We start from the raw sequence: 24442 nt of genomic DNA on the forward strand, positions 1-24442 counted from the left end.
AAAACCACTTGAAAATATGGCTAAAATGTGGTAAAATAAAACTTGTCGTGTAAACGATAATACTCATTCTTGATGAATTGTGAAACTGTTGCCCTCGGGTCGTTTTGCAAGTTGAAGTCGAGGAGAGGAAAAAAACAAAAAGGAGAAATACTCATGGCAGTAATTTCAATGAAACAACTTCTTGAGGCTGGTGTACACTTTGGTCACCAAACTCGTCGCTGGAACCCTAAGATGGCTAAGTACATCTTCACTGAGCGTAACGGAATTCACGTTATCGACTTGCAACAAACTGTAAAATACGCTGACCAAGCTTACGACTTTATGCGTGATGCAGCAGCTAACGATGCAGTTGTATTGTTTGTTGGTACTAAGAAACAAGCTGCTGACGCTGTTAAAGAAGAAGCAGAGCGTTCAGGTCAATACTACATCAACCACCGTTGGTTGGGTGGAACTCTTACTAACTGGGGAACTATCCAAAAACGTATTGCTCGTTTGAAAGAAATCAAACGTATGGAAGAAGAAGGAATCTTCGACGTTCTTCCTAAGAAAGAAGTTGCACTTCTTAACAAACAACGTGCACGTCTTGAAAAATTCTTGGGTGGTATCGAAGACATGCCTCGTATCCCAGATGTAATGTACGTAGTTGACCCACATAAAGAGCAAATCGCTGTTAAAGAAGCTAAAAAATTGGGAATCCCAGTTGTAGCGATGGTTGACACAAACACTGATCCAGATGATATCGATGTAATCATCCCAGCTAACGATGACGCTATCCGCGCGGTTAAATTGATCACAGCTAAATTGGCTGACGCTATCATCGAAGGACGTCAAGGTGAAGATGCAGCAGCAGTTGAAGCAGAATTTGCAGCTTCAGAAGCTCAAGCAGACTCAATCGAAGAAATCGTTGAAGTTGTAGAAGGCGACAACGCTTAATTCATATAAATAGTAATTACCTAGGAGGGCGGGGCCTAGCCCAGCTCTCCTATTTTTTAAAAAATATAGGAGAATCAAAATGGCAGAAATTACAGCTAAACTTGTAAAAGAGTTGCGTGAAAAATCTGGTGCCGGTGTTATGGACGCTAAAAAAGCGCTTGTAGAAACAGACGGTGACATCGAAAAAGCGATTGAATTGCTTCGTGAAAAAGGTATGGCGAAAGCAGCTAAGAAAGCTGACCGCGTTGCTGCAGAAGGTTTGACTGGTGTTTATGTTAACGGTAACGTTGCAGCAGTAGTTGAAGTAAACGCTGAAACTGACTTCGTTGCGAAAAACGCTCAATTCGTTGACTTGGTAAATGCTACAGCTAAAGTAATTGCTGAAGGAAAACCAGCTAACAATGAAGAAGCTCTTGCTTTGACAATGCCTTCAGGTGAAACTCTTGAAGCAGCGTATGTGTCTGCAACAGCAACTATCGGAGAAAAAATCTCATTCCGTCGTTTTGCTTTGCTTGAAAAAACAGATGCACAACACTTTGGAGCTTACCAACACAACGGTGGCCGTATCGGTGTTATCTCTGTTATTGAAGGTGGAGACGAAGCGCTTGCTAAACAAATCTCAATGCACATTGCTGCGATGAAACCAACAGTTCTTTCTTACAAAGAATTGGATGAGCAATTCGTTAAAGATGAGTTGGCACAATTGAACCACGTCATCGACCAAGATAACGAAAGCCGTGCAATGGTTGGTAAACCAGCTCTTCCACACTTGAAGTATGGATCAAAAGCGCAATTGACTGATGAAGTGATTGCTCAAGCTGAAGCTGATATCAAAGCTGAGTTGGCTGCAGAAGGCAAACCAGAAAAAATCTGGGACAAAATCATCCCAGGTAAAATGGATCGCTTCATGCTTGACAACACTAAGGTTGACCAAGCATACACACTTCTTGCACAAGTCTACATCATGGACGACAGCAAGACAGTTGAAGCATACCTTGAATCAGTTAATGCTTCAGTAGTTGAGTTCGCTCGCTTTGAAGTTGGTGAAGGAATTGAGAAAGCTGCGAACGACTTCGAAGCAGAAGTTGCAGCTACAATGGCAGCAGCCTTAAATAACTAATAATGAAAAGGAAGCAATTTGCTTCCTTTTTTTATTTTAGAGTGAGTAAACAAAAAGCCCTTTAATAAGGGCTAAGTGCATTTAGGAGACTACACTTCAAATTCATAGAGTGCTGTAGACAGATAACGTTCGCCGTTATCTGGTGCTAAAGCAAGGACTTTCTTACCTGTACCTAATTTCTTAGCAACTTCAATTGCACCGTAAATCGCTGCAGCGGAAGAAATCCCAACAAGGAAGCCTTCTTTTCCGCCAATCTCACGACCAAGTGCAAGAGCATCATCTGATGTTACACGGACGATACCGTCATAGGCTTCTGTATCAAGTGTTTGAGGAATAAATCCAGCTGAGATACCTTGAATTTTGTGAGGTCCTGGTTTTTCGCCAGACAGAATAGCAGATTCATCAGCTTCAACTGCAAAAATTTGAATATTAGAATTTGCTGCTTTAAGTGCATGTGAAACGCCTGAAATCGTTCCACCAGTACCAACACCACCCACAAATGCATCTAGTCCATCAGAACCGAAAGCAGCTAGTATTTCAGCTCCTGTTGTTCTTTCGTGAACTTCTGGGTTAGCTTGGTTATTAAACTGTAATGGTAGGAAACCATCGCGTTCAGCAGCAATTTCTTGGGCTTTAGCAATCGCACCTTTCATACCTTCGCTACCAGGAGTGAGGACAAGTTCAGCACCATAGGCTTGGATAATCTTACGTCGTTCCACACTCATCGTTTCTGGCATGACGATAACAACTTTATATCCTTTAGCAGCACCAACCCATGAAAGACCGATTCCAGTATTTCCACTTGTTGCTTCAACAATAGTAGCACCGGGTTTTAGAATGCCATCCTGCTCAGCCTTTTCAATCATGCTAAGGGCAATACGGTCTTTGACTGAAGATCCTGGGTTAAAGGCCTCTAGTTTAACATAGACGTCTGCAGCACCCTCTGGAACGATATTGTTGAGTTTAACAATTGGTGTTTGTCCGATTAGTTCAGTAATATTATTGTAGATAGTCATAGATATACCTCTTTGTATAAGATGATACTAGTATAGCGTGCTCTAGGCTATTTGTAAAATATAGAAATCCTATCGAAGCGATAGGATTTTTTTATATCAAAGGTCTAAGCCATTAATTTTCAATCGATTGTGATAAGTAAGTTCTAGTAAGTAGGAGTAAAGGGGAAGAATATCCGTTTTCTTAGGAAATTCAAATTTGTGGTAACTAAAATGCTCATTATGTGCTTTTAGAAAGACATTCTCTAAATAAGTGATCGTAATCTCACTATCGTCTATACCTGCTCCTGCAGTTTCCATTTCAACGTTGACAATGTTCATCAAAAAGAGTGATTTAACAGACATTTTGCGACCAGTAGCGCCTTGCTTATCTGTAAAGATGATACGAATATTTGTAAAGATGATTGCGTCACGAATGAGCTTATATCCACTTTGGATTTCTTCATTCTCTAGTAGGTATTGACCATATTCTTTGATAAGAACTTCTTTGTTTTGCTCGCTGAAGTTACCAGCAAGTCCTTGAATAAATTTTCCAAACGCCATGTATTTCTCCTTTGTTTACACTAAGTTTACAGGAACTTCAACTTCTCGTAAACCTTGATCCGTTAAAGTAACCTTTCCATTAAAAAACTCTACAAGAGCAGACTTGATATTTTCTTTCTCTTCCTTATCAACATAAATTATGGTATCGATTTGATCTGTAAAGTTTGTCTCGATTTCCGTGAGTTTATGTTCTCTAAGAAAATTGCTATATTCTTGATACTGAGCGTAAGACATCTGAATGGCTATGCCAGCTTGCTCTTTGATTTCAATAATGCCTATTTCTTTGACAGCCAAGGCTACACTTCCTGCGTAAGCGCGAATCAAACCGCCAGCGCCTAACTTAATTCCACCAAAGTAACGAGTAACTACTACGCAGACATTGGTAAGATTATGATTTTCTAAGACGCCAAGCATAGGGACTCCAGCAGTACCACTAGGTTCGCCATCATCACTCGTACGCTTGATTTCACTGCGTTCCCCAATAATAAAGGCAGAGCAGTTATGGGTGGCTTTGTAGTGTTCTTTTTTGATGGTAGTGATAAAGTCACGAGCCTCTTCTTCACTATAAACACGCTTGGCATGACAGATAAAGCGCGATTTTTTGATTTCTTCTTGGACCTGTCCAACCTCTTTAATAGTTCTAAATTCCATGATTTAATTGTACTAAAAAAATATCTAAAGCGCTAGATTTTTACGAATAAAGAAGTATGAAAGTAAATCCAAATTATCTTGGTCGCTTGTTTACTGAGAAAGAATTAACTGAAGAAGAACGTCAGATGGCTGAAAAACTTCCAGCAATGAGAAAAGAGAAAGGGAAACTGTTTTGTCAACGTTGTAATAGTTTGATTCTAGAAGAATGGTATTTGCCTATTAGCGCCTACTATTGCAGGGAGTGTTTGCTGATGAAGCGAGTCAGGAGTGATCAAGCTTTATACTATTTTCCGCAGGAAGATTTTCCTAAGCAAGATGTTCTCAAATGGTGTGGTCAGTTAACCCCTTTTCAGGAGAAGGTATCAGAGGGGTTGATTCGAGCAGTCGAAAAGAAAGAACCGACTTTAGTTCATGCTGTGACAGGAGCTGGAAAGACAGAGATGATTTATCAAGTTGTTGCGAAAGTGATTGATGATGGTGGTGCAGTTTGTTTGGCAAGTCCTCGAATTGATGTGTGTTTGGAACTGTATAAGCGACTGCAGAATGACTTTGCTTGCGATATAGCGCTACTCCATGGCGAATCAGAGCCCTATTTTCGAACCCCCTTAGTAGTTGCAACAACTCATCAGTTATTAAAATTTTATCATGCTTTTGATTTGTTGATAGTGGATGAGGTAGATGCCTTTCCTTATGTTGACAACTCTATGCTTTACTATGCTGTAAAGAATAGTGTAAAGGAGGATGGATTAAGAATATTCCTTACAGCAACTTCTACAGATGAGTTAGATAGGAAGGTTCGCACAGGAGAATTAAAACGATTAAGCTTGCCAAGACGGTTTCATGGAAATCCTTTGATTATTCCTAAACCTCTCTGGTTATCGGATTTTAATAGCTGTTTAGAGAAAAGTCAGTTGTCATCTAAGTTAAAGACCTATATTGAGAGGCAGAGAAGAACAGGTTATCCACTGCTGATTTTTGCATCAGAGATTAAAAAAGGAGAGAAACTAAAAGAAATCTTGCAGGAGCAGTTCCCGAATGAGAATATCGGTTTTGTATCTTCTGTCACAGAAAATCGATTAGAGCAAGTGCAAGCTTTTCGAGATGGAGAACTGACAATACTGATCAGTACGACAATCTTGGAACGTGGGGTTACCTTCCCTTGTGTGGATGTTTTCGTAGTAGAAGCTAATCATAGGCTCTTTACAAAGTCTAGTTTGATTCAGATTGGTGGTCGAGTTGGGCGTAGTATGGACAGACCAACTGGTGAGTTGCTCTTCTTTAATGATGGGTTAAATACTTCCATCAAGAAGGCAATCAAGGAAATCAAGCAGATGAACAAGGAGGCGGGATTATGAACTGTTTACTATGTGGCCAGACTACAAAGAGTGAGCTGACTTTTAGTAGTCTCTTCCTTTTGAAGGATGACTGCAGTTATCTTTGTTCAGATTGTGCTTCTAGTTTTGAGAAGATTGGTGAGAATTGTTGCCCAAATTGTATGAAAATAGGCTTGTCAACTCAGTGTCAAGATTGTAAACGTTGGTGTAAAGAAGGAATTCAGGTTGATCATAAGGCAATCTTTACCTATAATCAAGCTATGAAAGACTTTTTCAGTCGATATAAGTTTGATGGAGATTTTTTGCTTAGAAAAGTTTTTGCTTCCGTAATTGCTAAAGAGCTGAAAAAGTATAGAGGTTATCAATTTGTTGTCATTCCCCTAAGTCCTGAAAGATTAATTGAGAGGGGGGTTAACCAAGTCGAGGGTTTGGTTGAGGCAGCAGGCTTTTCCTTTAAAGATATATTAGGAAAAAGAGAAGAGAGTGCTAGTTCTTCTAAAAGCCGTTTGGAAAGGTTAGCTACTGAAATTCCATTTTTTATTAAAGATGGAATCCCACTTCCTAAGAAGATTTTGCTGATTGATGACATCTATACAACAGGGGCAACTGTGAATCGTGTGAAACGACTTTTGGAAGAAGCAGGTGCTTTGGAAGTTAAAACTTTTTCCCTTGTAAGATGAGGAAAAAATTTGCAAAATGAAAATGAAAGCGTTATAATATAGTTAGAAAAACAAAAATGTTTAGAAAGAAGGTACTTATATGATTAAATATAGTATCCGTGGTGAAAACCTAGAAGTAACAGAAGCAATTCGTGATTATGTAGTTTCTAAACTCGAAAAGATCGAAAAGTATTTTCAACCTGATCAGGAGTTGGATGCACGTGTGAACTTGAAAGTTTATCGTGAAAAAACAGCAAAGGTTGAAGTAACAATTCCGCTTGGATCTATTACTCTTCGTGCTGAAGATATTTCTCAAGATATGTATGGTTCTATCGATCTTGTGACAGATAAAATTGAACGTCAGATTCGTAAAAATAAAACTAAAATCGAACGTAAGAATAAAAATAAAGTTGCGACAAGTCAACTCTTTACAGATGCTCTAGTTGAAGATGCAAATGTTGTGCAACCAAAAGTCGTTCGTTCAAAACAAATTGATTTGAAGCCAATGGATTTAGAAGAAGCCCTTCTTCAAATGGATTTGTTGGGACATGATTTCTTTATCTATGTAGATGTAGAAGATCAAACAACAAATGTTTTGTATCGCCGTGAAGATGGTGAAGTTGGTTTGTTAGAAGTGAAAGAATCATAAAATAGAATTTTCAAAGTGGTTTACACTGGTGTAAACCACTTTTGTATTGCATCATTATAAAAGGTATAAATGGAGGCAGTTATGAAAAACGTGGTGATTGTTTCGGCAGTGCGAACTCCAATAGGCTCCTTTGGAGGAAGTTTGAAGAATGTTTCAGCTGTTGATTTGGGAGCGTTGGTTATTAAGAGTGCTTTGGAAAAAGCCAATGTCAAACCAGAGCTAGTAGATGAAGTGATTATGGGGAATGTCCTAGGCGCAGGTTTAGGGCAAAACGTAGCTCGTCAAATGAGCGTTCATGCAGGACTCCCTGAATTTACACCAGCCTTTACTATCAACAAGGTTTGTGGTTCCGGTTTGAAGGCCGTGCAGTTGGCTGCTCAAGCGATTCGATGTGGCGATGCAGATATTATCGTAGCTGGTGGTGCAGAAAACATGAGTCAGGCGCCATACGTTTTGCCAAGTTTCCGTTGGGGTGGTCGTATGGGCGATTCGAAAGTTGTTGATACCATGCTTAAGGACGGTTTGTCTGATGCCTTTAACGAATACCATATGGGAATTACAGCTGAGAATGTGGCAGAAGAATATGGTATTAGCCGGGATGATCAAGATGCGCTTGCTTTGGAATCACAAAAACGAGCAGTGGCGGCTATAGAATCTGGACGCTTTAAGGGAGAGATTGTTCCGGTGGTCATTCCTCAACGTAAAGGCGATCCTATCGTCTTTGATACAGATGAATTTCCTAGAAAAGATGCAAGTTTGGAGAGTCTGTCTAAGCTGCGTCCTGTTTTCAAAAAAGACGGTTCTGTCACAGCGGGAAATGCTTCAGGTATCAATGACGGGGCAGCGGCTGTCTTGGTCATGAGTGCTGAAAAAGCGGAAGAATTAGGACTTTCAGTGATTGCGCGCATTCGTTCGTATGCAAGTGCAGGTTTGGATCCTAAGATGATGGGATGTGGACCGATTTATGCGACTCGCAAGGCTCTTGAAAAAGGCAATTTGACAGTTGAGGATCTCGACTTGATTGAGTCAAATGAAGCCTTTGCTGCCCAGGCTTGTGCAGTTGGGAAAACACTTGGCTTTAACACAGATATTGTCAATGTCAATGGTGGCGCCATTGCTCTTGGTCACCCAATTGGGGCTTCCGGTTGCCGAATCCTAGTGACACTGGTACATGAGATGATGAAGCGTGATGCTAAAACAGGGTTAGCAACTCTCTGTATCGGAGGAGGGATGGGGACTGCTCTTATCGTGGAACGATAGGTGTTAGTAATCTGAACACGTAGGTAGGAGGGTGATGATTCTCTCCTCTTTTTGTGTCTGAGGTTAGAAGAAATCAATCATGAAAGAAGGGCTTGCATCTTTTAAAAGGTCGCTTTTTAAGGGTTTTTGTGATATAATAATGCGCAAGAGGTTTAGAATGAAAAAAAATAATTTAATCCCGTTTTCTGCAGTCTGGCTAGGACTTGCAACTTTCGGAATCTTAACTTTGCTGATTATTTTTTCACATAATCTTGCTGTAACAATCATTGTTTTGTTTTTATTTGTACTGCTTTATCTGCTTTTATTTGTATGGCAAAAAAAACAGTATGAAAAGAGCGAAATTGAACAAATCCAATATGTAAATCACCAAGCTGAAAATAGCTTGAGTACTTTGCTTGATCAAATGCCGGTGGGAGTCCTGAAATTAGACTTATCAAGCGGAGAAGTGGAATGGTTTAATCCCTATGCTGAGCTAATTTTGACTACTGAAGAAGGCGAAATTGATGTTGAGTTAATTCAAACCATCATCAAGGCTTCTGTTGGGAATCCAGGTTCGTATGCTACCTTGGGCGAAACACGATATGCTGTTCATATGGACAAGGTTTCGGGTGTTTTGTATTTCTTTGATGTTTCTGGGGAATATGAAGCAACTGTTGAATTGGTAACTAGCCGTCCAGTCATTGGAGTCATCTCGGTAGATAACTATGATGATTTGGAGGATGCGACATCCGATTCCGATATCAGTCATATCAATAGTTTTGTAGCCAATTTTGTTTCAGAATTTGCTAGTAAGTATGCTATGTTCTCTCGTCGTGTGGGGATGGATCGTTTTTATGTATTCACAGATTACACGGTACTAGAGGAATTGATGAATGATAAATTCTCTGTTATTGATACTTTCCGAGAAGAATCAAAACAGAGGCAGCTAGCCCTAACCTTAAGTATGGGATTTTCTTATGGTGATGGAAATCATGAAGAGATAGGGAAAATTGCCTTGCTCAACTTGAACTTAGCAGAAGTTCGCGGTGGTGACCAGGTGGTGGTCAAGGAAAATAACGAAACCAAGAATCCAGTCTACTTCGGTGGAGGAACTGCTGCATCTATCAAACGTACTCGTACACGTACGAGAGCTATGATGACAGCCATTTCTGATAAAATTCGAAGTGTTGACCAAGTTTTTGTGGTCGGTCATAAAAATCTAGATATGGATGCTTTGGGCTCTGCTGTTGGTATGCAGTTGTTTGCAAGTAATATTATTGAGAACAGTTATGCTGTCTATGATGCAGACCAGATGCCAGCAGATATCGAACGTGCTATCCATTTCTTGAAGAAGGAAGATGTCACGAAACTTTTATCTCTTACAGATGCGATGAAGTTAGTTACAAACCGTTCATTATTGATTCTTGTGGATCATTCCAAGACGGCTTTGACCTTGTCAAAAGATTTTTATGATTTGTTCACTCAAACTATTGTTATTGACCATCATAGACGTGATCAGGATTTCCCTGAGAATGCAGTCATCACCTATATTGAAAGTGGGGCAAGTAGTGCCAGTGAGTTGGTCACAGAATTGATTCAGTTCCAAAATTCTAAGAAGAATCGTTTGAGTCGTATGCAGGCCAGTGTTTTGATGGCTGGTATGATGCTGGATACCAAGAATTTCACATCTCGCGTGACGAGCCGAACCTTTGATGTGGCTAGCTATCTGAGAACACGGGGAAGTGACAGTATTGCTATCCAGGAGATTGCTGCGACAGATTTTGAAGAGTACCGTGAGGTAAATGAACTCATTTTACAAGGTCGTAAGTTAGGTTCAGATATCTTGATTGCCCAAGCTAAGGACTCAACGACTTATGACACAGTTGTTATCAGTAAGGCTGCCGATGCTATGCTGGCTATGTCTGGTATTGAGGCTAGTTTCGTTCTGGCAAAAAATACACAAGGATTTATTTCTATCTCAGCTCGAAGTCGTAGTAAAATCAATGTCCAACGCATTATGGAAGAGTTGGGTGGCGGTGGTCACTTTAATCTAGCTGCCGCGCAAATTGAGGATATGAGTTTGTCGGAAGCAGGAGAAAAATTGACTCAACTAATCTTGGAAGAACTAAAGGAAAAGGAGAAAGAAGAATGAAAGTAATCTTTTTAGCAGATGTTAAAGGAAAAGGGAAAAAAGGTGAAATTAAGGAAGTTCCAACTGGCTACGCTCAAAACTTCCTGATTAAAAAGAATTTGGCCAGGGAAGCGACTGCTCAAGCAGTGGGTGAGTTGCGTGGAAAACAAAAATCTGAAGAAAAAGCTCATGCAGAGATGATTGCTGAAGCAAAAGCCATCAAGGCTAAGCTTGAAGCAGAAGAAACAGTTGTAGAGTTTGTTGAAAAGGTTGGACCAGATGGCCGTACATTTGGCTCTATCACTAACAAGAAAATTGCAGAAGAATTGCAAAAGCAGTTTGGTATCAAGATTGACAAACGCAATATTCAAGTCCAAGCACCAATTCGAGCAGTAGGTTTGATTGATGTACCAGTGAAGATCTACCAAGATGTTACCAGTGTCATCAATCTTCGTGTAAAAGAAGGTTAAGTTTATAACTTCTTTACAAGATTGTAAAAGGAAGGAAAGTCGGATGGCAGAAGTAGAGGAACTGCGAGTTCAACCTCAGGATATTTTAGCAGAACAATCTGTTCTGGGGGCTATTTTTATAGATGAGAGTAAGCTCGTTTTTGTCCGAGAATATATTGATTCTCGCGACTTCTTTAAGTATGCTCATCGGTTGATTTTCCAAGCGATGGTAGATTTGTCGGATCGTGGAGAAGCGATTGATGCGACAACAGTTCGGACGATTTTGGATAGCCAAGGCGATCTTCAAAATATTGGTGGTTTGTCCTATCTTGTTGAAATTGTCAACTCTGTGCCAACTTCAGCTAATGCGGAGTATTATGCTAAAATTGTTGCAGAAAAGGCTATGCTTCGCCGCTTGATTTCCAAGTTGACAGAGTCTGTCAACCAAGCCTATGAAGCTTCTAAGCCTGCAGATGAAATCATCGCTCAGGCTGAAAAGGGACTCATTGATGTTAGTGAAAACGCCAATCGTAGTGGTTTCAAGAACATTCGTGATATTCTAAATATCAACTTTGGGAACCTAGAAGTTCGGTCACAACAAACAACGGATATCACGGGTATTGCAACGGGTTACCGTGATTTAGACCATATGACGACAGGTCTCCATGAGGAAGAACTAATTATTCTAGCTGCTCGTCCAGCGGTTGGTAAGACAGCCTTTGCTTTGAACATTGCGCAGAACATTGGGACTAAGTTGGACAAGACGGTTGCTATCTTTTCGCTGGAAATGGGTGCGGAAAGTCTAGTAGACCGTATGTTGGCGGCCGAAGGTTTGGTGGAGTCCCATTCTATCCGTACGGGTCAATTGACTGATGAGGAGTGGCAAAAGTATACCATTGCTCAAGGGAATCTAGCCAACGCGAGTATCTATATCGATGATACACCAGGGATTCGGATCACGGAAATTCGTTCGCGCTCACGCAAACTGGCTCAAGAAACTGGAAATCTTGGTTTGATTTTGATCGACTATCTACAGCTTATCACTGGTACTGGTCGTGAGAACCGCCAACAAGAAGTCTCTGAAATTTCTCGTCAGTTGAAAATTCTAGCTAAGGAGCTAAAAGTTCCAGTCATTGCTCTTAGTCAGTTATCTCGTGGAGTGGAACAACGTCAGGATAAGAGACCAGTCTTGTCTGATATTCGTGAATCGGGTTCTATCGAGCAGGATGCGGATATCGTAGCCTTTCTATACCGTGACGACTACTATGATCGTGCGGGTGAAGAAGAGGAAGGAATTCCAAATAACAAGGTAGAGGTTATCATCGAGAAAAACCGTAGTGGAGCTCGTGGTACGGTGGAATTGATTTTCCAAAAAGAATACAATAAATTTTCAAGTATCTCAAAGAGGGAGGCATAAGATGTCAGATGCATTTACAGATGTAGCCAAGATGAAAAAAATAAAAGAAGAGATCAAGGCACATGAGGGACAAGTCGTTGAAATGACTTTGGAGAATGGCCGTAAGCGCCAAAAAAATCGATTGGGTAAGCTAATTGAGGTTTATCCATCCCTATTTATCGTTGAATTTGGGGATGTTGAAGGAGATAAACAAGCTAATGTCTATGTTGAATCCTTCACCTACTCAGATATCTTGACAGAAAAGAACTTGATTCGCTATCTAGACCAAGAATCATAAAATGAAGTGAGCTTTGCTCACTTTTTTCTTTTTCTCCCGAATAGTATAAACGAGGGTAACCTCGGAAATTTATATTATTAAGGAGAATGAATGACATTTTTTAAATCAGGAGTTAAGAAGAGTAGATGTACTCAGTTGAGTGTAGGGCTGGCTACTTTGTTCGTTACGAGTACCTTTTTGTTTGGTGGGGAATCGGTTCAGGCTGACAGTGTAGCGCGTGGAGATGACTATCCGCTTCACTACAAAAATGGTAGTGTTGAAATTGATCAGTGGCGGATGTATTCTCGCCAGTGTACGTCTTTTGCGGCCTTTCGTTTGAGTAGTGTAAATGGCTTTGAGATTCCTCCTGCCTACGGAAATGCGAATGAATGGGGGCATCGTGCTCGTCGTGAAGGTTATCGTGTGGATACTAAGCCAGAAGTTGGGGCTATTGCTTGGTCGACAGAAGGTTATTATGGGCACGTGGCCTGGGTATCAAATGTATCAGGGGATACGATTGAGATCGAAGAGTATAATTATGGGGTTCGAGAAAAGTATAACCGTCGAAAAGTCAAGGCTAGTTCGATGACAGGGTTTATTCATTTCAGGGATTTATCTGCTAGCCATAGTGCGGGTGAGAATGCTCGTGGCTCAGAGCTTCCGTCTAGTGGGACAATAGTATTCACGGGGAAATCGCCTATTATGGACCAACCATCAAGCACAGGACAGGTTATTGACTACTATTATGCTGGTGAGAGTGTAAGCTATGACCAGGTTCTTGAAAAGGATGGTTATAAATGGTTCGGTTATTTGTCTTATAGCGGTTCTAGAAGATACGTGCAGTATGCAGAGCTAAGCAATACAGAAAAAGGCTGGGAAAAAGAAGGAGGGAGTTGGTATTACAGAGAGAATGGTAAACTAGCGACTGGATGGAAAAAGGTCAATGGCAATTGGTATCATTTAAAAGAAAATGGGGTCATGTCAACTGGCTGGGTTAAGGATGGCTCTTACTGGTATTACCTGAAGGCTTCGGGTGAGATGCAGACGGGATGGCTTAAAGACAAGGGAACTTGGTATTACTTAGAGGAATCTGGTCAGATGAAAGCCAGTCAATGGTTCCAAGTCTCTGGTAAACATTACTATGTTGATTCTTCGGGGGCCTTAGCTGTTAATAGAGTAGTTGATGGGCACAAACTCGATATTAATGGGGAGAGAATCTGATTTGCTCAATTTAATCATGGAAGTTTGAGTTGTTTAGGAAAGGAGTTGACGAAGAATGTACAATATAATATAATAATTACAAAAAGTAAAAAGAGGGGCGTTGTCTAATGGGCAAGAAGAAAGTTATTTTAACGAGTTTAGCAAGTGCAGCTGTTCTGGGAGCTGGTGTATTCGTTTCACAACCTTCAGTAGTTAAGGCAGATGGGGGAAAAGTAGAGGAGCAGGCAGCGACTCCCACACAACCCCAAACTGCGCCAGAAGGTGAGAGCGGTGATCAAACTGAAAAGGGATTAGAAAACGCTAGTCCAGCTAATCCTGAAGCAACAAGTCTAGCCAAGATGACCAAAGAAGAATTGATGCAGGCTTTGGATGAGTTAGAAGAGCAGGCTATCAGTGATATCGAGGATAAGGAAGCGATTGAGGACAAAGAAGCTGCAGTTAAGGCTGTGAAGGAATATATCGGTAAACTGTATATTTCAGATACCCTTGAGTCTGGAGAGCTCAGTTTAGACAATATTATCGCTGAATTACCAGAAGGTGCAGAAGATAAGGCTGTGGTAACAGGCCCTGAAGTTCAAACTAATAAAAAATTGTCTACTGAGGAGAAGGCTCTACTAGACCAGGCTGAAAAAGATGCCAAAGAACAAGTTTCTCAAGCGACAGGTGCTCTGGTTCAAGCCCTAGAATCTCTTGAAAATGCTGTAATTGAAGATATTAAAAAAGACGCTTCAATCACCGATAAAGAAGCGGCTATCAAAGAAGCCAAAGAAGAGATTGGTAAAGAAGATCTTCTGAAGGCTATTGCAGATGAGGATTTGGAGATTGGTGATGTTATTGTAGATTGGCCAGCAAATACGAGCGAGCATAAGACGGAAGCTGAGCCTGTCTCAGAATTCACAGATGAAGACCAAGCTAAGTTAGATGAAGCTGATAAAGAGGCCCAGGTGGAGGCCGCTAAAGTTCGATCAGACTTAATCGCTACCCTAGAAAAAATTGAACAAGATACGATTGATGACCTGAACAAGGATGCTTCTATCACTGATAAAGAAGCGGCCATTAAGGCGGCTAAAGAAGTAATTGGTAAGGAAGCCGTTTTGAAAGCTATCGAAGAAGGTGACTTTGACGCGTCAGACTTGTTAGCTGACCTCTTGGCAGAGGGAAGTGATCAGGTAACATCAGCCGAAGCGAAGACCCAATCACAACTTTCTAGACAAGTTCAAGCCAAACTCGCTGCAGCAGATAAGGAAGCTGCTGAGGAAACCAAAGCCCACAGCGAATTGTTGACAACCCTTGAGGGTATCGAGCAATCCACAATCGAAGACATCAATAAAGACGCCTCTATTACCGATAAAGAAGCAGCCATTAAGGTAGCTAAAGAAATGATTGGCAAGGACGCCATCTTGAAAGCCATCGCAGATGGAGATATTGACGCGTCAGACTTATTGGCAGATTTCTTGGCAGAAGATAGCGATCAAGTAACACCAGCCGAAGCGAAGAGCCAAGAAGATTTCTCAAGCCAAGACCAAGCTAAACTCACTGCAGCAGATAAGGAAGCTAAGAAAGAGGAAGAAGCTAAGAAGGCAGCAGAAGCCAAAGCCCACAGCGAATTGTTGACAACCCTTGAGAGTATCGAACAATCAACAATCGAAGACATCAACAAAGACGCCTCTATTACTGACAAAGAAGCAGCCATTAAGGTAGCTAAAGAAATGATTGGCAAGGACGCCATCTTGAAAGCCATCGCAGATGGAGATATTGACGCGTCAGACTTATTGGCAGATTTCTTGGCAGAAGATAGCGATCAAGTAACACCAGCCGAAGCGAAGAGCCAATCACAACTTTCTAGCCAAGACCAAGCTACACTTGCTGCAGCGGACAAGGAAGCAGCCGAGGAAGCTAAGAAAGAGGAAGAAGCTAAGAAGGCAGCAGAAGCCAAAGCCCACAGCGAATTGTTGACAACCCTTGAGGGTATCGAGCAATCCACAATCGAAGACATCAATAAAGACGCCTCTATTACTGACAAAGAAGCAGCCATTAAGGTAGCTAAAGAAATGATTGGCAAGGACGCCATCTTGAAAGCCATCGCAGATGGAGATATTGACGCGTCAGACTTATTGGCAGATTTCTTGGCAGAAGATAGCGATCAAGTAACACCAGCCGAAGCGAAGAGCCAATCACAACTTTCTATCCAAGACCAAGCTAAACTCGCTACAGCGGACAAGGAAGCAGCTGAGGCAGATAGCAATGCGAAAAAACTTGAACTAAGCAAATTGGAAGAGCAAGTTGCTAAGATTAAAGCGCAATTATCAAGTTTACAAGTTTATGGCGATGAAAATAGTCAAGTAAAAGACTTGCAACAAGCTTTAGTAGACTATGAGGATGCTATTAAGACTCTAAGTAGTGTCATGTCGGCTGTTCTTGAAATTGAAGATTTTAAAGGTGGGGTGAACGCAGTAGAAGCTGCAACTGCAGAGTTGCCAGAATACAACAAAGGTGCAAATGCGGTAGAAGCTGCTGTAAATGAACTCCCAGCCTATGCAGAAAGCGGAGCTCCAGCAGTAGCGAATGTTCCAGTTTATGGAGAAAGCGGAGCTCCAGCAGTAGCGAATGTTCCAGTTTATGGAGAAAGCGGAGCTCCGGCAGTAGCGAATGTTCCAGTTTATGGAGAAAGCGGAGCTCCAGCAGTAGCGAATGTTCCAGTTTATGGAGAAAGCGGTACTCCGGCAGTAGCGAATGTTCCAGTTTATGGAGAAAGCGGAGCTCCGGCAGTAGCGAATGTTCCAGTTTATCGAGAAAGCGGAGCTCCAGCAGTAGCGAATGTCCCAGTTTATGCAGAAAGTGGTGCACCAGCAGTAGCCAATATTCCAGCCTACGCTGAAAAGATTGAACCAGCAGTAAACGAAGTTCCAGAATATACTGGCAGTGTAGCTCCTTTGGCTACAAATCCCACTCTTGGAACTGAACAAGATCGTACCTACAAAGCGCCTGCAGCAACAGATGAACAACTCCTTCCAAATACAGGAAGCCAAGACACCTCAGCAGTCGCATCGCTAGGATTTGTTGGTCTCCTTCTCGGTTTGCTACCATTTGCAAAGAGAAGATTGAACAAATAAATTGCCTAACATTGATACAAGAAAAGGATTCGTAGGATCCTTTTCTTTTTATGGAGAAATAGAGATAAATCAAAGTCTTTCGGCTCTTTCCGATGGTATTTTTCCTTGCTTTCATTTATAATGGGTGTATGGACAAGAAAAAATTATTATTAATTGATGGATCTTCTGTTGCCTTTCGAGCTTTTTTTGCGCTTTATCAGCAGCTGGATCGATTTAAAAATGCTAATGGTCTTCATACCAATGCAATCTATGGCTTTCAACTTATGTTGAATCATGTCTTGGAGCGAGTTGAACCCAGCCATGTTTTGGTAGCTTTTGATGCAGGTAAGACGACTTTCCGAACAGAGATGTATGCAGACTACAAGGGGGGGCGTGCTAAAACTCCAGATGAGTTTCGTGAGCAATTTCCCTTCATTCGTGAGTTGTTAGACCATCTTGGGATTCGCCATTATGAGTTGGCCCAGTATGAAGCGGATGATATCATCGGGACTCTAGGCCGTTTGGCTGAGAAGGATTCTTTTGATGTGACAATCGTCAGCGGAGATAAGGATTTGATCCAGTTGACGGATGAGCATACGGTGGTTGAGATTTCCAAGAAAGGTGTGGCTGAGTTTGAGGCCTTTACGCCGGACTATCTCATGGAAAAGATGGGCCTCGCGCCAGCTCAGTTCATTGATCTTAAGGCCCTCATGGGGGATAAGTCTGATAATATACCTGGTGTCACGAAAATCGGTGAAAAGACGGGTATCAAGCTCTTACTGGAACATGGTTCGCTTGAGGGTATTTATGAAAATATCGATGGGATGAAGGCTTCTAAGATGAAGGAAAATCTCATTAAAGACAAGGAACAGGCCTTTTTATCGAAAACGTTAGCAACCATTGATACTCAAGCACCGATTGAGATTGGCCTTGATGATTTGGTCTATAATGGTCCAGATGTGGAAAAACTCGGGAAATTCTACGATGAGATGGGCTTCAAACAGCTCAAACAAGCTCTAAATGTTTCGTCGAAGGATGCGCCTGAAAGTTTAGATTTCACTATCGTTGACCACGTCAGTCAAGACATGCTGAGTGCCGACTCTATCTTCCACTTTGAACTCTTTGGTGAAAATTACCATACGGATGATTTGGTTGGTTTTGCTTGGTCTTGTGGGGATAAACTTTACGCTACAGATAAACTTGAGCTCTTGCAGGAGCCTATTCTCAAGAATTTTCTAGAAAAAACACCTCTGAAAGTGTATGACTTTAAGAAAGCGAAGGTTCTTTTAAATCGCTTGGGCTTGAACCTGCAGGCCCCTGCTTTTGACAGCCGTTTGGCCAAATACCTTCTCTCTACTGTCGAGAATAATGAAATTTCAACCATTGCGAGTCTCTATGGTCAAACTTATTTGGCTGATGATGAGACTTTCTATGGTAAGGGTGTCAAGAAAGCTATCCCTGAGAGAGAGAAATTCTTGGAACACTTGGCTCGCAAGGTTGCTGTATTGGTTGAGACTGAGCCAGTTTTACTTGAAAAACTCAGTGAACATGGACAGTTAGACCTTCTCTATGACATGGAGCAACCTCTGGCTTTTGTCCTTGCCAAGATGGAAATTGCTGGAATCAAGGTCAAAAAAGAAACCCTGCTTGAGATGCAGGTTGAAAATGAACTTGTCATTGAAAAGCTAACTCAGGAGATTTATGAACTGGCTGGTGAGGAGTTTAATATCAACTCGCCTAAGCAGTTGGGCGTGCTTCTCTTTGAAAAGCTCGGTCTTCCTCTAGAATACACCAAGAAAACCAAGACAGGTTACTCAACAGCCGTGGATGTGCTAGAGCGTCTGGCTCCTATTGCGCCAATTGTTAAGAAAATTCTAGACTACCGTCAGATTGCTAAAATTCAATCGACTTATGTGATTGGTTTACAGGACTGGATTTTAGCGGATGGCAAGATTCACACGCGCTATGTTCAAGATTTGACTCAGACAGGGCGTCTGTCTAGTGTGGATCCAAACTTGCAAAATATCCCTGTTCGTTTGGAACAAGGTCGCCTCATTCGTAAGGCTTTTGTACCTGAGTGGGAGGATAGTGTCCTCCTCAGTTCGGACTATTCACAGATTGAGTTGCGAGTTTTGGCGCATATCTCTAAAGATGAGCACTTGATCAAGGCCTTCCAAGAGGGAGCCGATATCCATACCTCGACAGCCATGCGGGTCTTTGGAATTGAAAGCCCTGAGGATGTGACTCCAAACGACCGTCGCAATGCCAAGGCTGTCAACTTTGGGGTGGTTTACGGAATTTCAGATTTTGGTTTGTCTAATAATCTGGGCATCAGCCGTAAGGAAGCAAAAGCCTACATTGACACTTACTTTGAACGCTTCCCAGGTATTAAAAACTACATGGATGAGGTGGTACGTGAGGCGCGTGATAAGGGTTATGTAGGGACCCTCTTCAAGCGTCGTCGAGAGTTGCCAGATATTAATTCACGCAACTTTAACATTCGTGGTTTTGCAGAGCGGACAGCTATCAACTCCCCTATACAGGGATCTGCAGCAGATATTCTCAAGATTGCTATGATCCAGCTAGACAAAGCTCTAGTTGAGGGTGGTTATCAGACCAAGATGCTCTTGCAAGTGCATGATGAAATCGTCCTTGAAGTTCCGAAATCAGAACTAGCAGCCGTCAAAGTACTAGTGAAACAAACCATGGAAGAAGCCATCCAACTCAGTGTTCCCCTTATCGCAGATGAAAATGAAGGGGCAACCTGGTACGAGGCTAAATAAGAAAGCTATGATAGAGTTTGAAGCGCGTGCCTTCAAACTCTTTTTCATAGTTTTCTGTAAGCAGTTTCCTTGACTTTTCCTTGTATTTGCGTTACTATATTTCCATATAAGATATGGGAGTCTGTGTACAGTCTGAGAGGAAGTGTTAAACTTCGACCGCACCTGATCTGGGTAATGCCAGCGTAGGGAACGATACTTAGCCGAATTCTGCACCTTTTCCATATATGGAAGGGGTTTTCTTTTTGTCAAAAGGAAACCTGAGAAAAGGAGGTTTTTATGAAAGCAAGCATTGCCTTGCAAGTTTTGCCCCTATCACAGGGGATTGATCGAATTGCTATTATCGATCAAGTGATTGCTTATCTGCAAGTTCAGTCCGTGACCATGGTGGTGACACCCTTTGAAACGGTCTTGGAAGGGGAGTTTGATGAGCTTATGCGCATTCTCAAAGAAGCGCTAGAAGTGGCAGGACAGGAGGCAGATAATGTCTTTGCCAATGTCAAAATAAATGTAGGAGAGATTTTAAGCATCGATGAGAAACTTGAAAAGTATGATAAGACGACAGATTAGTCTTTTGGGATTTCTCGGAGTTTTGTCGGTCTGGCAGTTAGCGGGAATATTCAAACTTTTACCCAAGTTTATCCTGCCAACTCCTCTTGAGATTCTCCAGTCCTTTGTTCGTGACAGAGAATTTCTCTGGCACCATAGCTGGGCGACCTTGAGAGTGGCTTTACTAGGGCTAATTCTAGGTGTATTGATTGCCTGTCTCATGGCTGTGCTCATGGATAGTCTCTCTTGGCTCAATGATCTGATCTATCCCATGATGGTAGTTATCCAGACCATTCCGACCATTGCCATAGCGCCTATCTTGGTCTTGTGGTTGGGTTATGGGATTTTTCCCAAGATTGTCTTGATTATTCTGACGACAACCTTCCCTATCATTGTCAGTATCTTGGACGGTTTTAGGCATTGTGACAAGGATATGCTGACCTTGTTTAGTCTGATGCGAGCAAACCCTTGGCAAATCCTGTGGCATTTTAAAATCCCGGTTAGCCTGCCTTACTTTTATGCAGGTCTGAGGGTCAGTGTCTCCTACGCCTTTATCACAACCGTGGTATCTGAGTGGCTAGGAGGTTTTGAAGGTCTTGGTGTTTATATGATTCAGTCTAAAAAGCTGTTTCAGTATGATACCATGTTTGCGATTATTATTCTGGTGTCGATTATCAGCCTTCTAGGTATGAAATTGGTTGATATTAGCGAAAAATATGTGATTAAATGGAAACGTACTTAAAAGAAGCGTTTTGTAAAAAGAAAAGAGGAAATGAAAATGAAGAAAACATGGAAAGTGTTTTTGACGCTTGTGACAGCTCTTGTAGCTGTCTTGCTTGTGGCTTGTGGCCAAGGAACTTCTTCTAAGGACAACAAAGAAGCAGAAGTCAAAAAGATTGACTTTATCCTAGACTGGACGCCAAATACCAACCACACTGGACTTTATGTAGCCAAGGAGAAAGGCTATTTCAAAGAAGCTGGAGTGGATGTTGACTTGAAATTGCCACCAGAAGAAAGCTCATCTGACTTGGTGATCAATGGCAAGGCACCATTTGCTATCTATTTCCAAGATTACATGGCTAAAAAGTTGGAAAAAGGGGCAGGAATTACTGCCGTTGCAGCGATCGTTGAGCACAATACATCAGGAATCATCTCACGTAAATCTGACAATGTCACCAGTCCAAAAGACTTGGTTGGTAAGAAATACGGAACTTGGAATGACCCAACGGAACTGGCTATGTTGAAAACCTTAGTAGAATCTCAAGGTGGAGACTTTGAGAAGGTCGAAAAAGTACCAAACAACGACTCAAACTCGATTACACCGATTGCCAATGGTGTCTTTGATACTGCTTGGATCTACTACGGTTGGGATGGAATCCTTGCTAAATCGCAAGGTGTAGACGCCAACTTCATGTACTTGAAAGACTACGTGAAAGAGTTTGACTACTACTCACCAGTTATCATCGCAAACAACGACTACCTCAAAGACAACAAAGAAGAAGCTCGTAAAGTCATCCAAGCTATCAAAAAAGGCTACCAATACGCTATGGAACACCCAGAAGAAGCTGCAGATATCCTCATCAAGAATGCTCCCGAACTTAAGGAGAAACGTGATTTTGTCATCGAATCGCAAAAATACTTGTCAAAAGAATACGCAAGCGACAAGGAGAAGTGGGGACAATTTGATGCAGAACGCTGGAATGCCTTCTACAAATGGGATAAAGAAAACGGTATCCTCAAAGAAGACTTGACTGATAAAGGCTTCACTAACGAATTTGTAAAATAATGACAGAAATTAGACTAGAACAGGTAAGCTATGCCTACGACGATGATAAGATTTTAGAGGATATCAACCTGCAGGTGACTTCAGGTGAAGTAGTCTCTATCCTAGGTCCAAGTGGTGTTGGAAAGACCACCCTCTTTAATCTGATTGCAGGAATTTTAGAAGTCCAGTCAGGAAGAATTGTTCTTGATGGCGAGGAGAATCCCAAGGGGCGCGTGAGTTATATGTTGCAAAAGGATCTCCTCTTGGAGCATAAGACAGTGCTTGGCAATATCATCCTGCCCCTCTTGATTCAAAAGGTCGATAAGGCAGAAGCTATTGCCCGAGCGGATGAAATCCTCGCGACCTTCCAGTTGACAGCCGTAAGAGATAAATATCCTCATGAACTCAGCGGAGGGATGCGTCAGCGCGTAGCCTTGCTCCGTACCTACCTTTTCGGGCACAAGCTCTTTCTTCTTGACGAGGCCTTTAGTGCCTTGGATGAAATGACCAAGATGGAGCTCCATGCTTGGTATCTGGAGATTCACAAACAGTTGCAACTGACAACCTTGATTATTACCCACAGTATCGAGGAGGCCCTCAATCTCAGCGACCGTATCTATATCTTGAAAAATCGGCCTGGACAGATCGTCTCTGAAGTCAAACTAGATTGGTCCCAGACAGAGGACAAGGAAGTTCAGAAAATTGCCTATAAGCGTCAAATTTTGGCGGAATTGGGATTAAATACTTAGATTCTTAGAACAATATTATATATTAAATCCAAGCAAGAACCCTGCTTGGATTTAATTGTTTCAAAGCTTATGCGGACGCGGGATTGGCTGACTTATCCATCTATCTGATAAGTTAATATAAAAACCGAATCATTTTAATTGACATTCTGTCAAGGTTCTGTATAATATAAATGAACCATTTTAAACAAATAAGGAGGACAATGTGGTGACGAAGAGAAATAAAAAACTCTTTCATGGCTTGATGGCCTTGCTACTGGTTGTGTCAGTCTTTTTGCCTGCGCTAAGACTTAATGGCGTTGTTAGTGCTGCCGAAAAAACTGAATCAGAGTACACTTTGACTACAGAACCGACGATTAATACGAACCGATTAGTCGATCATGCCAAATATGGTGAAGGTAAGTTCTACCTTAAAACAACTTACGCATTCCCAGACAATGTAACTCTGAAAAACGGTGATTTCGTGGTTTATCACGTTCCAAATGAGTTTAAAATCGAAGTAGATTCTACTACAGATTTGAAAGCTCCGAACGGTGAAACGATTGCAACACTGACAACAGAGAAGGCAACGAATACTGCTAAGATCACAGTAACAAATGGGGAGTATTTCAATAAGTTTAATGAGAGCAAGCAAATTGTTGCATCATTTACTGTAGTGTGGGCAGACCATGTTGAAAAGAATAAGGAATATGAAATCAACATTCCTGGTGCAGGAGTTTATCATTTGACTCGTATCGTTCCAGACGTTGACCCAACTGGATTTACTAAATGGGGAGTTCAAGACTCAGATGATCCTAACTATGTAAACTGGCGTATCCGTGTTAACCGCTATGCAAAATCTTATACTGGTGTAAAGATTGAAGATACTATTCCTGATGGGCAAGTTCTTGCGAGTGATATTACTGGTTATTACTTCCCAGATTGGGAAAATGGTTATGGACGATCATCACTTGATAAGGCTCATGTTCAAGTAACAGATAAGAACCATTTCTCAATTACACCTAATGGTAATGGAACCTTAGATCATAAAGGGCTTTATATCATGTATCGTACTCGTTTGACTAAACCAGTTGACCAAGTTACTAAACGTGTATTGAACAATGTAACTGTCACTACAAACGAGGAAGCCCAACCAATAGAATTTGAAGGTTTTGCACCAATTACAACTACTGACGGTATTGGTGTAGGTGCCAAATCGGATGAGGTTGCTCTAGAAGTGACTAAGAAACTTAATGGTAAAACTCTTGAAAAAGATGCATTTAGTTTCCAACTTCTAGATGATCAGGGTAATGTTTTACAAACTGTCAAAAATGATGAAAATGGTAAAGTGAAGTTTGAGGCAATCAAATACAAAGAAGCAGGAACTTTTAAATATACCATTAAAGAAGTTAATGATAACAAACCTGGATACACTTATGATGCGAACGTCCTTAAAGCGACTGTAACAGTAGAAGATGTTTTGGGTGAAAAATTAGCGAGCGTCAAATTTGAAGATTCTAAGAAAGAATTTACAAACACATACGCTGCTAAAGAAGCAAAACTTCAACTTGAAGCTAAGAAAGTCTTGAACGGTAAAGCTATTGAGGCTGGCCAATTTGAATTTGAGTTGAAAGAAAACGGAACAGTTCTCCACACTGTTTCAAACGATGCAAACGGTAAGATTCAATTCCCAGAACTTACGTTCACAAAAGAAGAAAATCGTACATTCACTATCTCTGAAAAAGCAGGTGATGTAGCCGGAGTTGAATACGATCCAAATGCTTATGAAGTAACAGTAGTCGTTAAAGATAACGGCCAAGGTCAACTTGTTGCAACTGCAACAGGTGCTGAAAACCTTACTTTCACAAACGTTTATAAAGCCGCTAAAACAAGTGCGACAATCAAAGCTAAGAAAG

At 41.4% G+C, this 24442-nt stretch carries 21 protein-coding genes; 18 read left to right on the forward strand and 3 right to left on the reverse strand.

What is annotated here, in order from left to right:
• The first annotated feature begins 153 nt into the window (after positions 1-153).
• On the forward strand, positions 154-933 hold the full coding sequence (gene rpsB, locus MK385_RS08630; protein WP_000268475.1) for a 30S ribosomal protein S2: 780 nt from the start codon (positions 154-156) through the stop codon (positions 931-933).
• 79 nt (positions 934-1012) lie between these two features.
• Positions 1013-2053, forward strand: a complete 1041-nt coding sequence (gene tsf, locus MK385_RS08635; RefSeq protein ID WP_049537934.1) for a translation elongation factor Ts — start codon at positions 1013-1015, stop codon at positions 2051-2053.
• A gap of 89 nt (positions 2054-2142) precedes the next feature.
• On the opposite strand, the gene cysK is transcribed toward tsf, so the two are convergent.
• From cysK to MK385_RS08650, 3 genes are all read right to left on the reverse strand, one after another.
• Positions 2143-3069: a cysteine synthase A gene (gene cysK, locus MK385_RS08640; RefSeq protein WP_268725826.1), complete on the reverse strand. Its 927-nt coding sequence runs from the start codon at positions 3067-3069 to the stop codon at positions 2143-2145.
• Between the two features lie 96 nt (positions 3070-3165).
• The gene (locus tag MK385_RS08645; protein ID WP_268725827.1) at positions 3166-3609 is read right to left on the reverse strand and encodes a PH domain-containing protein; all 444 of its coding nucleotides are present in this window, start codon (positions 3607-3609) and stop codon (positions 3166-3168) included.
• A gap of 15 nt (positions 3610-3624) precedes the next feature.
• On the reverse strand, positions 3625-4260 hold the full coding sequence (locus MK385_RS08650; RefSeq protein ID WP_268725828.1) for a YigZ family protein: 636 nt from the start codon (positions 4258-4260) through the stop codon (positions 3625-3627).
• Positions 4261-4316: 56 nt separating this feature from the next.
• Here MK385_RS08650 and MK385_RS08655 point away from each other — a divergent pair, with 56 nt between their 5' ends.
• The 16 genes from MK385_RS08655 to MK385_RS08730 form a co-directional block, all read left to right on the forward strand.
• Complete coding sequence (locus MK385_RS08655) at positions 4317-5615, forward strand: DEAD/DEAH box helicase (protein WP_268725829.1); 1299 nt, start codon at positions 4317-4319, stop codon at positions 5613-5615.
• Positions 5612-6274, forward strand: a complete 663-nt coding sequence (locus MK385_RS08660; protein ID WP_268725830.1) for a ComF family protein — start codon at positions 5612-5614, stop codon at positions 6272-6274. The genes MK385_RS08655 and MK385_RS08660 overlap by 4 nt, the downstream gene beginning before the upstream one ends.
• A gap of 79 nt (positions 6275-6353) precedes the next feature.
• Complete coding sequence (hpf, locus tag MK385_RS08665; RefSeq protein WP_000599103.1) at positions 6354-6902, forward strand: ribosome hibernation-promoting factor, HPF/YfiA family; 549 nt, start codon at positions 6354-6356, stop codon at positions 6900-6902.
• A gap of 81 nt (positions 6903-6983) precedes the next feature.
• Positions 6984-8162, forward strand: coding sequence for an acetyl-CoA C-acetyltransferase (locus tag MK385_RS08670; RefSeq protein ID WP_268725831.1), 1179 nt, complete (start codon positions 6984-6986; stop codon positions 8160-8162).
• A gap of 157 nt (positions 8163-8319) precedes the next feature.
• Positions 8320-10293, forward strand: coding sequence for a DHH family phosphoesterase (locus MK385_RS08675; protein ID WP_042768723.1), 1974 nt, complete (start codon positions 8320-8322; stop codon positions 10291-10293).
• Positions 10290-10742, forward strand: coding sequence for a 50S ribosomal protein L9 (gene rplI / locus MK385_RS08680; RefSeq protein ID WP_042768724.1), 453 nt, complete (start codon positions 10290-10292; stop codon positions 10740-10742). The genes MK385_RS08675 and rplI overlap by 4 nt, the downstream gene beginning before the upstream one ends.
• 43 nt (positions 10743-10785) lie before the next feature.
• A complete protein-coding gene (gene dnaB, locus MK385_RS08685; RefSeq protein WP_000852476.1) occupies positions 10786-12138 on the forward strand; it encodes a replicative DNA helicase in 1353 nt (450 codons plus the stop codon).
• 1 nt (position 12139) lies between these two features.
• Complete coding sequence (locus MK385_RS08690) at positions 12140-12415, forward strand: Veg family protein (RefSeq protein ID WP_001278166.1); 276 nt, start codon at positions 12140-12142, stop codon at positions 12413-12415.
• A 90-nt stretch (positions 12416-12505) separates the two neighbouring features.
• The gene (locus MK385_RS08695; protein WP_129313812.1) at positions 12506-13615 is read left to right on the forward strand and encodes a CHAP domain-containing protein; all 1110 of its coding nucleotides are present in this window, start codon (positions 12506-12508) and stop codon (positions 13613-13615) included.
• A 107-nt stretch (positions 13616-13722) separates the two neighbouring features.
• Positions 13723-16728, forward strand: a complete 3006-nt coding sequence (locus tag MK385_RS08700; protein WP_268725832.1) for an SIALI-17 repeat-containing surface protein — start codon at positions 13723-13725, stop codon at positions 16726-16728.
• A 128-nt stretch (positions 16729-16856) separates the two neighbouring features.
• Entirely contained in the window at positions 16857-19490 is a 2634-nt protein-coding gene (gene polA, locus MK385_RS08705; RefSeq protein ID WP_268725833.1) for a DNA polymerase I, read from the forward strand.
• 276 nt (positions 19491-19766) lie between these two features.
• The gene (locus tag MK385_RS08710) at positions 19767-20057 is read left to right on the forward strand and encodes a thiamine-binding protein (protein ID WP_268725834.1); all 291 of its coding nucleotides are present in this window, start codon (positions 19767-19769) and stop codon (positions 20055-20057) included.
• Entirely contained in the window at positions 20020-20778 is a 759-nt protein-coding gene (locus MK385_RS08715; RefSeq protein ID WP_268725835.1) for an ABC transporter permease, read from the forward strand. The genes MK385_RS08710 and MK385_RS08715 overlap by 38 nt, the downstream gene beginning before the upstream one ends.
• A 36-nt stretch (positions 20779-20814) precedes the next feature.
• Complete coding sequence (locus tag MK385_RS08720; protein ID WP_268725836.1) at positions 20815-21822, forward strand: ABC transporter substrate-binding protein; 1008 nt, start codon at positions 20815-20817, stop codon at positions 21820-21822.
• The gene (locus MK385_RS08725; RefSeq protein ID WP_129313823.1) at positions 21822-22550 is read left to right on the forward strand and encodes an ABC transporter ATP-binding protein; all 729 of its coding nucleotides are present in this window, start codon (positions 21822-21824) and stop codon (positions 22548-22550) included. Before MK385_RS08720 ends, MK385_RS08725 begins: the two co-directional genes overlap by 1 nt.
• Before the next feature lie 205 nt (positions 22551-22755).
• Positions 22756-24442: Spy0128 family protein (locus MK385_RS08730; protein WP_268725837.1), on the forward strand; the 1687-nt coding region annotated here is incomplete at its 3' end.

This window comes from Streptococcus oralis (genome assembly GCF_026782125.1).
Lineage (GTDB): Bacteria > Bacillota > Bacilli > Lactobacillales > Streptococcaceae > Streptococcus > Streptococcus oralis_CE.

Bases quoted from the DNA above. Each gene is read 5' to 3' on its own strand.
- rpsB (WP_000268475.1), top strand. From the start codon at position 154: ATGGCAGTAATTTCAATGAAACAACTTCTTGAGGCTGGTGTACACTTT.
- tsf (WP_049537934.1), top strand. From the start codon at position 1,013: ATGGCAGAAATTACAGCTAAACTTGTAAAAGAGTTGCGTGAAAAATCT.
- cysK (WP_268725826.1), bottom strand. From the start codon at position 3,069: ATGACTATCTACAATAATATTACTGAACTAATCGGACAAACACCAATT.
- MK385_RS08645 (WP_268725827.1), bottom strand. From the start codon at position 3,609: ATGGCGTTTGGAAAATTTATTCAAGGACTTGCTGGTAACTTCAGCGAG.
- MK385_RS08650 (WP_268725828.1), bottom strand. From the start codon at position 4,260: ATGGAATTTAGAACTATTAAAGAGGTTGGACAGGTCCAAGAAGAAATC.
- MK385_RS08655 (WP_268725829.1), top strand. From the start codon at position 4,317: ATGAAAGTAAATCCAAATTATCTTGGTCGCTTGTTTACTGAGAAAGAA.
- MK385_RS08660 (WP_268725830.1), top strand. From the start codon at position 5,612: ATGAACTGTTTACTATGTGGCCAGACTACAAAGAGTGAGCTGACTTTT.
- hpf (WP_000599103.1), top strand. From the start codon at position 6,354: ATGATTAAATATAGTATCCGTGGTGAAAACCTAGAAGTAACAGAAGCA.
- MK385_RS08670 (WP_268725831.1), top strand. From the start codon at position 6,984: ATGAAAAACGTGGTGATTGTTTCGGCAGTGCGAACTCCAATAGGCTCC.
- MK385_RS08675 (WP_042768723.1), top strand. From the start codon at position 8,320: ATGAAAAAAAATAATTTAATCCCGTTTTCTGCAGTCTGGCTAGGACTT.
- rplI (WP_042768724.1), top strand. From the start codon at position 10,290: ATGAAAGTAATCTTTTTAGCAGATGTTAAAGGAAAAGGGAAAAAAGGT.
- dnaB (WP_000852476.1), top strand. From the start codon at position 10,786: ATGGCAGAAGTAGAGGAACTGCGAGTTCAACCTCAGGATATTTTAGCA.
- MK385_RS08690 (WP_001278166.1), top strand. From the start codon at position 12,140: ATGTCAGATGCATTTACAGATGTAGCCAAGATGAAAAAAATAAAAGAA.
- MK385_RS08695 (WP_129313812.1), top strand. From the start codon at position 12,506: ATGACATTTTTTAAATCAGGAGTTAAGAAGAGTAGATGTACTCAGTTG.
- MK385_RS08700 (WP_268725832.1), top strand. From the start codon at position 13,723: ATGGGCAAGAAGAAAGTTATTTTAACGAGTTTAGCAAGTGCAGCTGTT.
- polA (WP_268725833.1), top strand. From the start codon at position 16,857: ATGGACAAGAAAAAATTATTATTAATTGATGGATCTTCTGTTGCCTTT.
- MK385_RS08710 (WP_268725834.1), top strand. From the start codon at position 19,767: ATGAAAGCAAGCATTGCCTTGCAAGTTTTGCCCCTATCACAGGGGATT.
- MK385_RS08715 (WP_268725835.1), top strand. From the start codon at position 20,020: ATGAGAAACTTGAAAAGTATGATAAGACGACAGATTAGTCTTTTGGGA.
- MK385_RS08720 (WP_268725836.1), top strand. From the start codon at position 20,815: ATGAAGAAAACATGGAAAGTGTTTTTGACGCTTGTGACAGCTCTTGTA.
- MK385_RS08725 (WP_129313823.1), top strand. From the start codon at position 21,822: ATGACAGAAATTAGACTAGAACAGGTAAGCTATGCCTACGACGATGAT.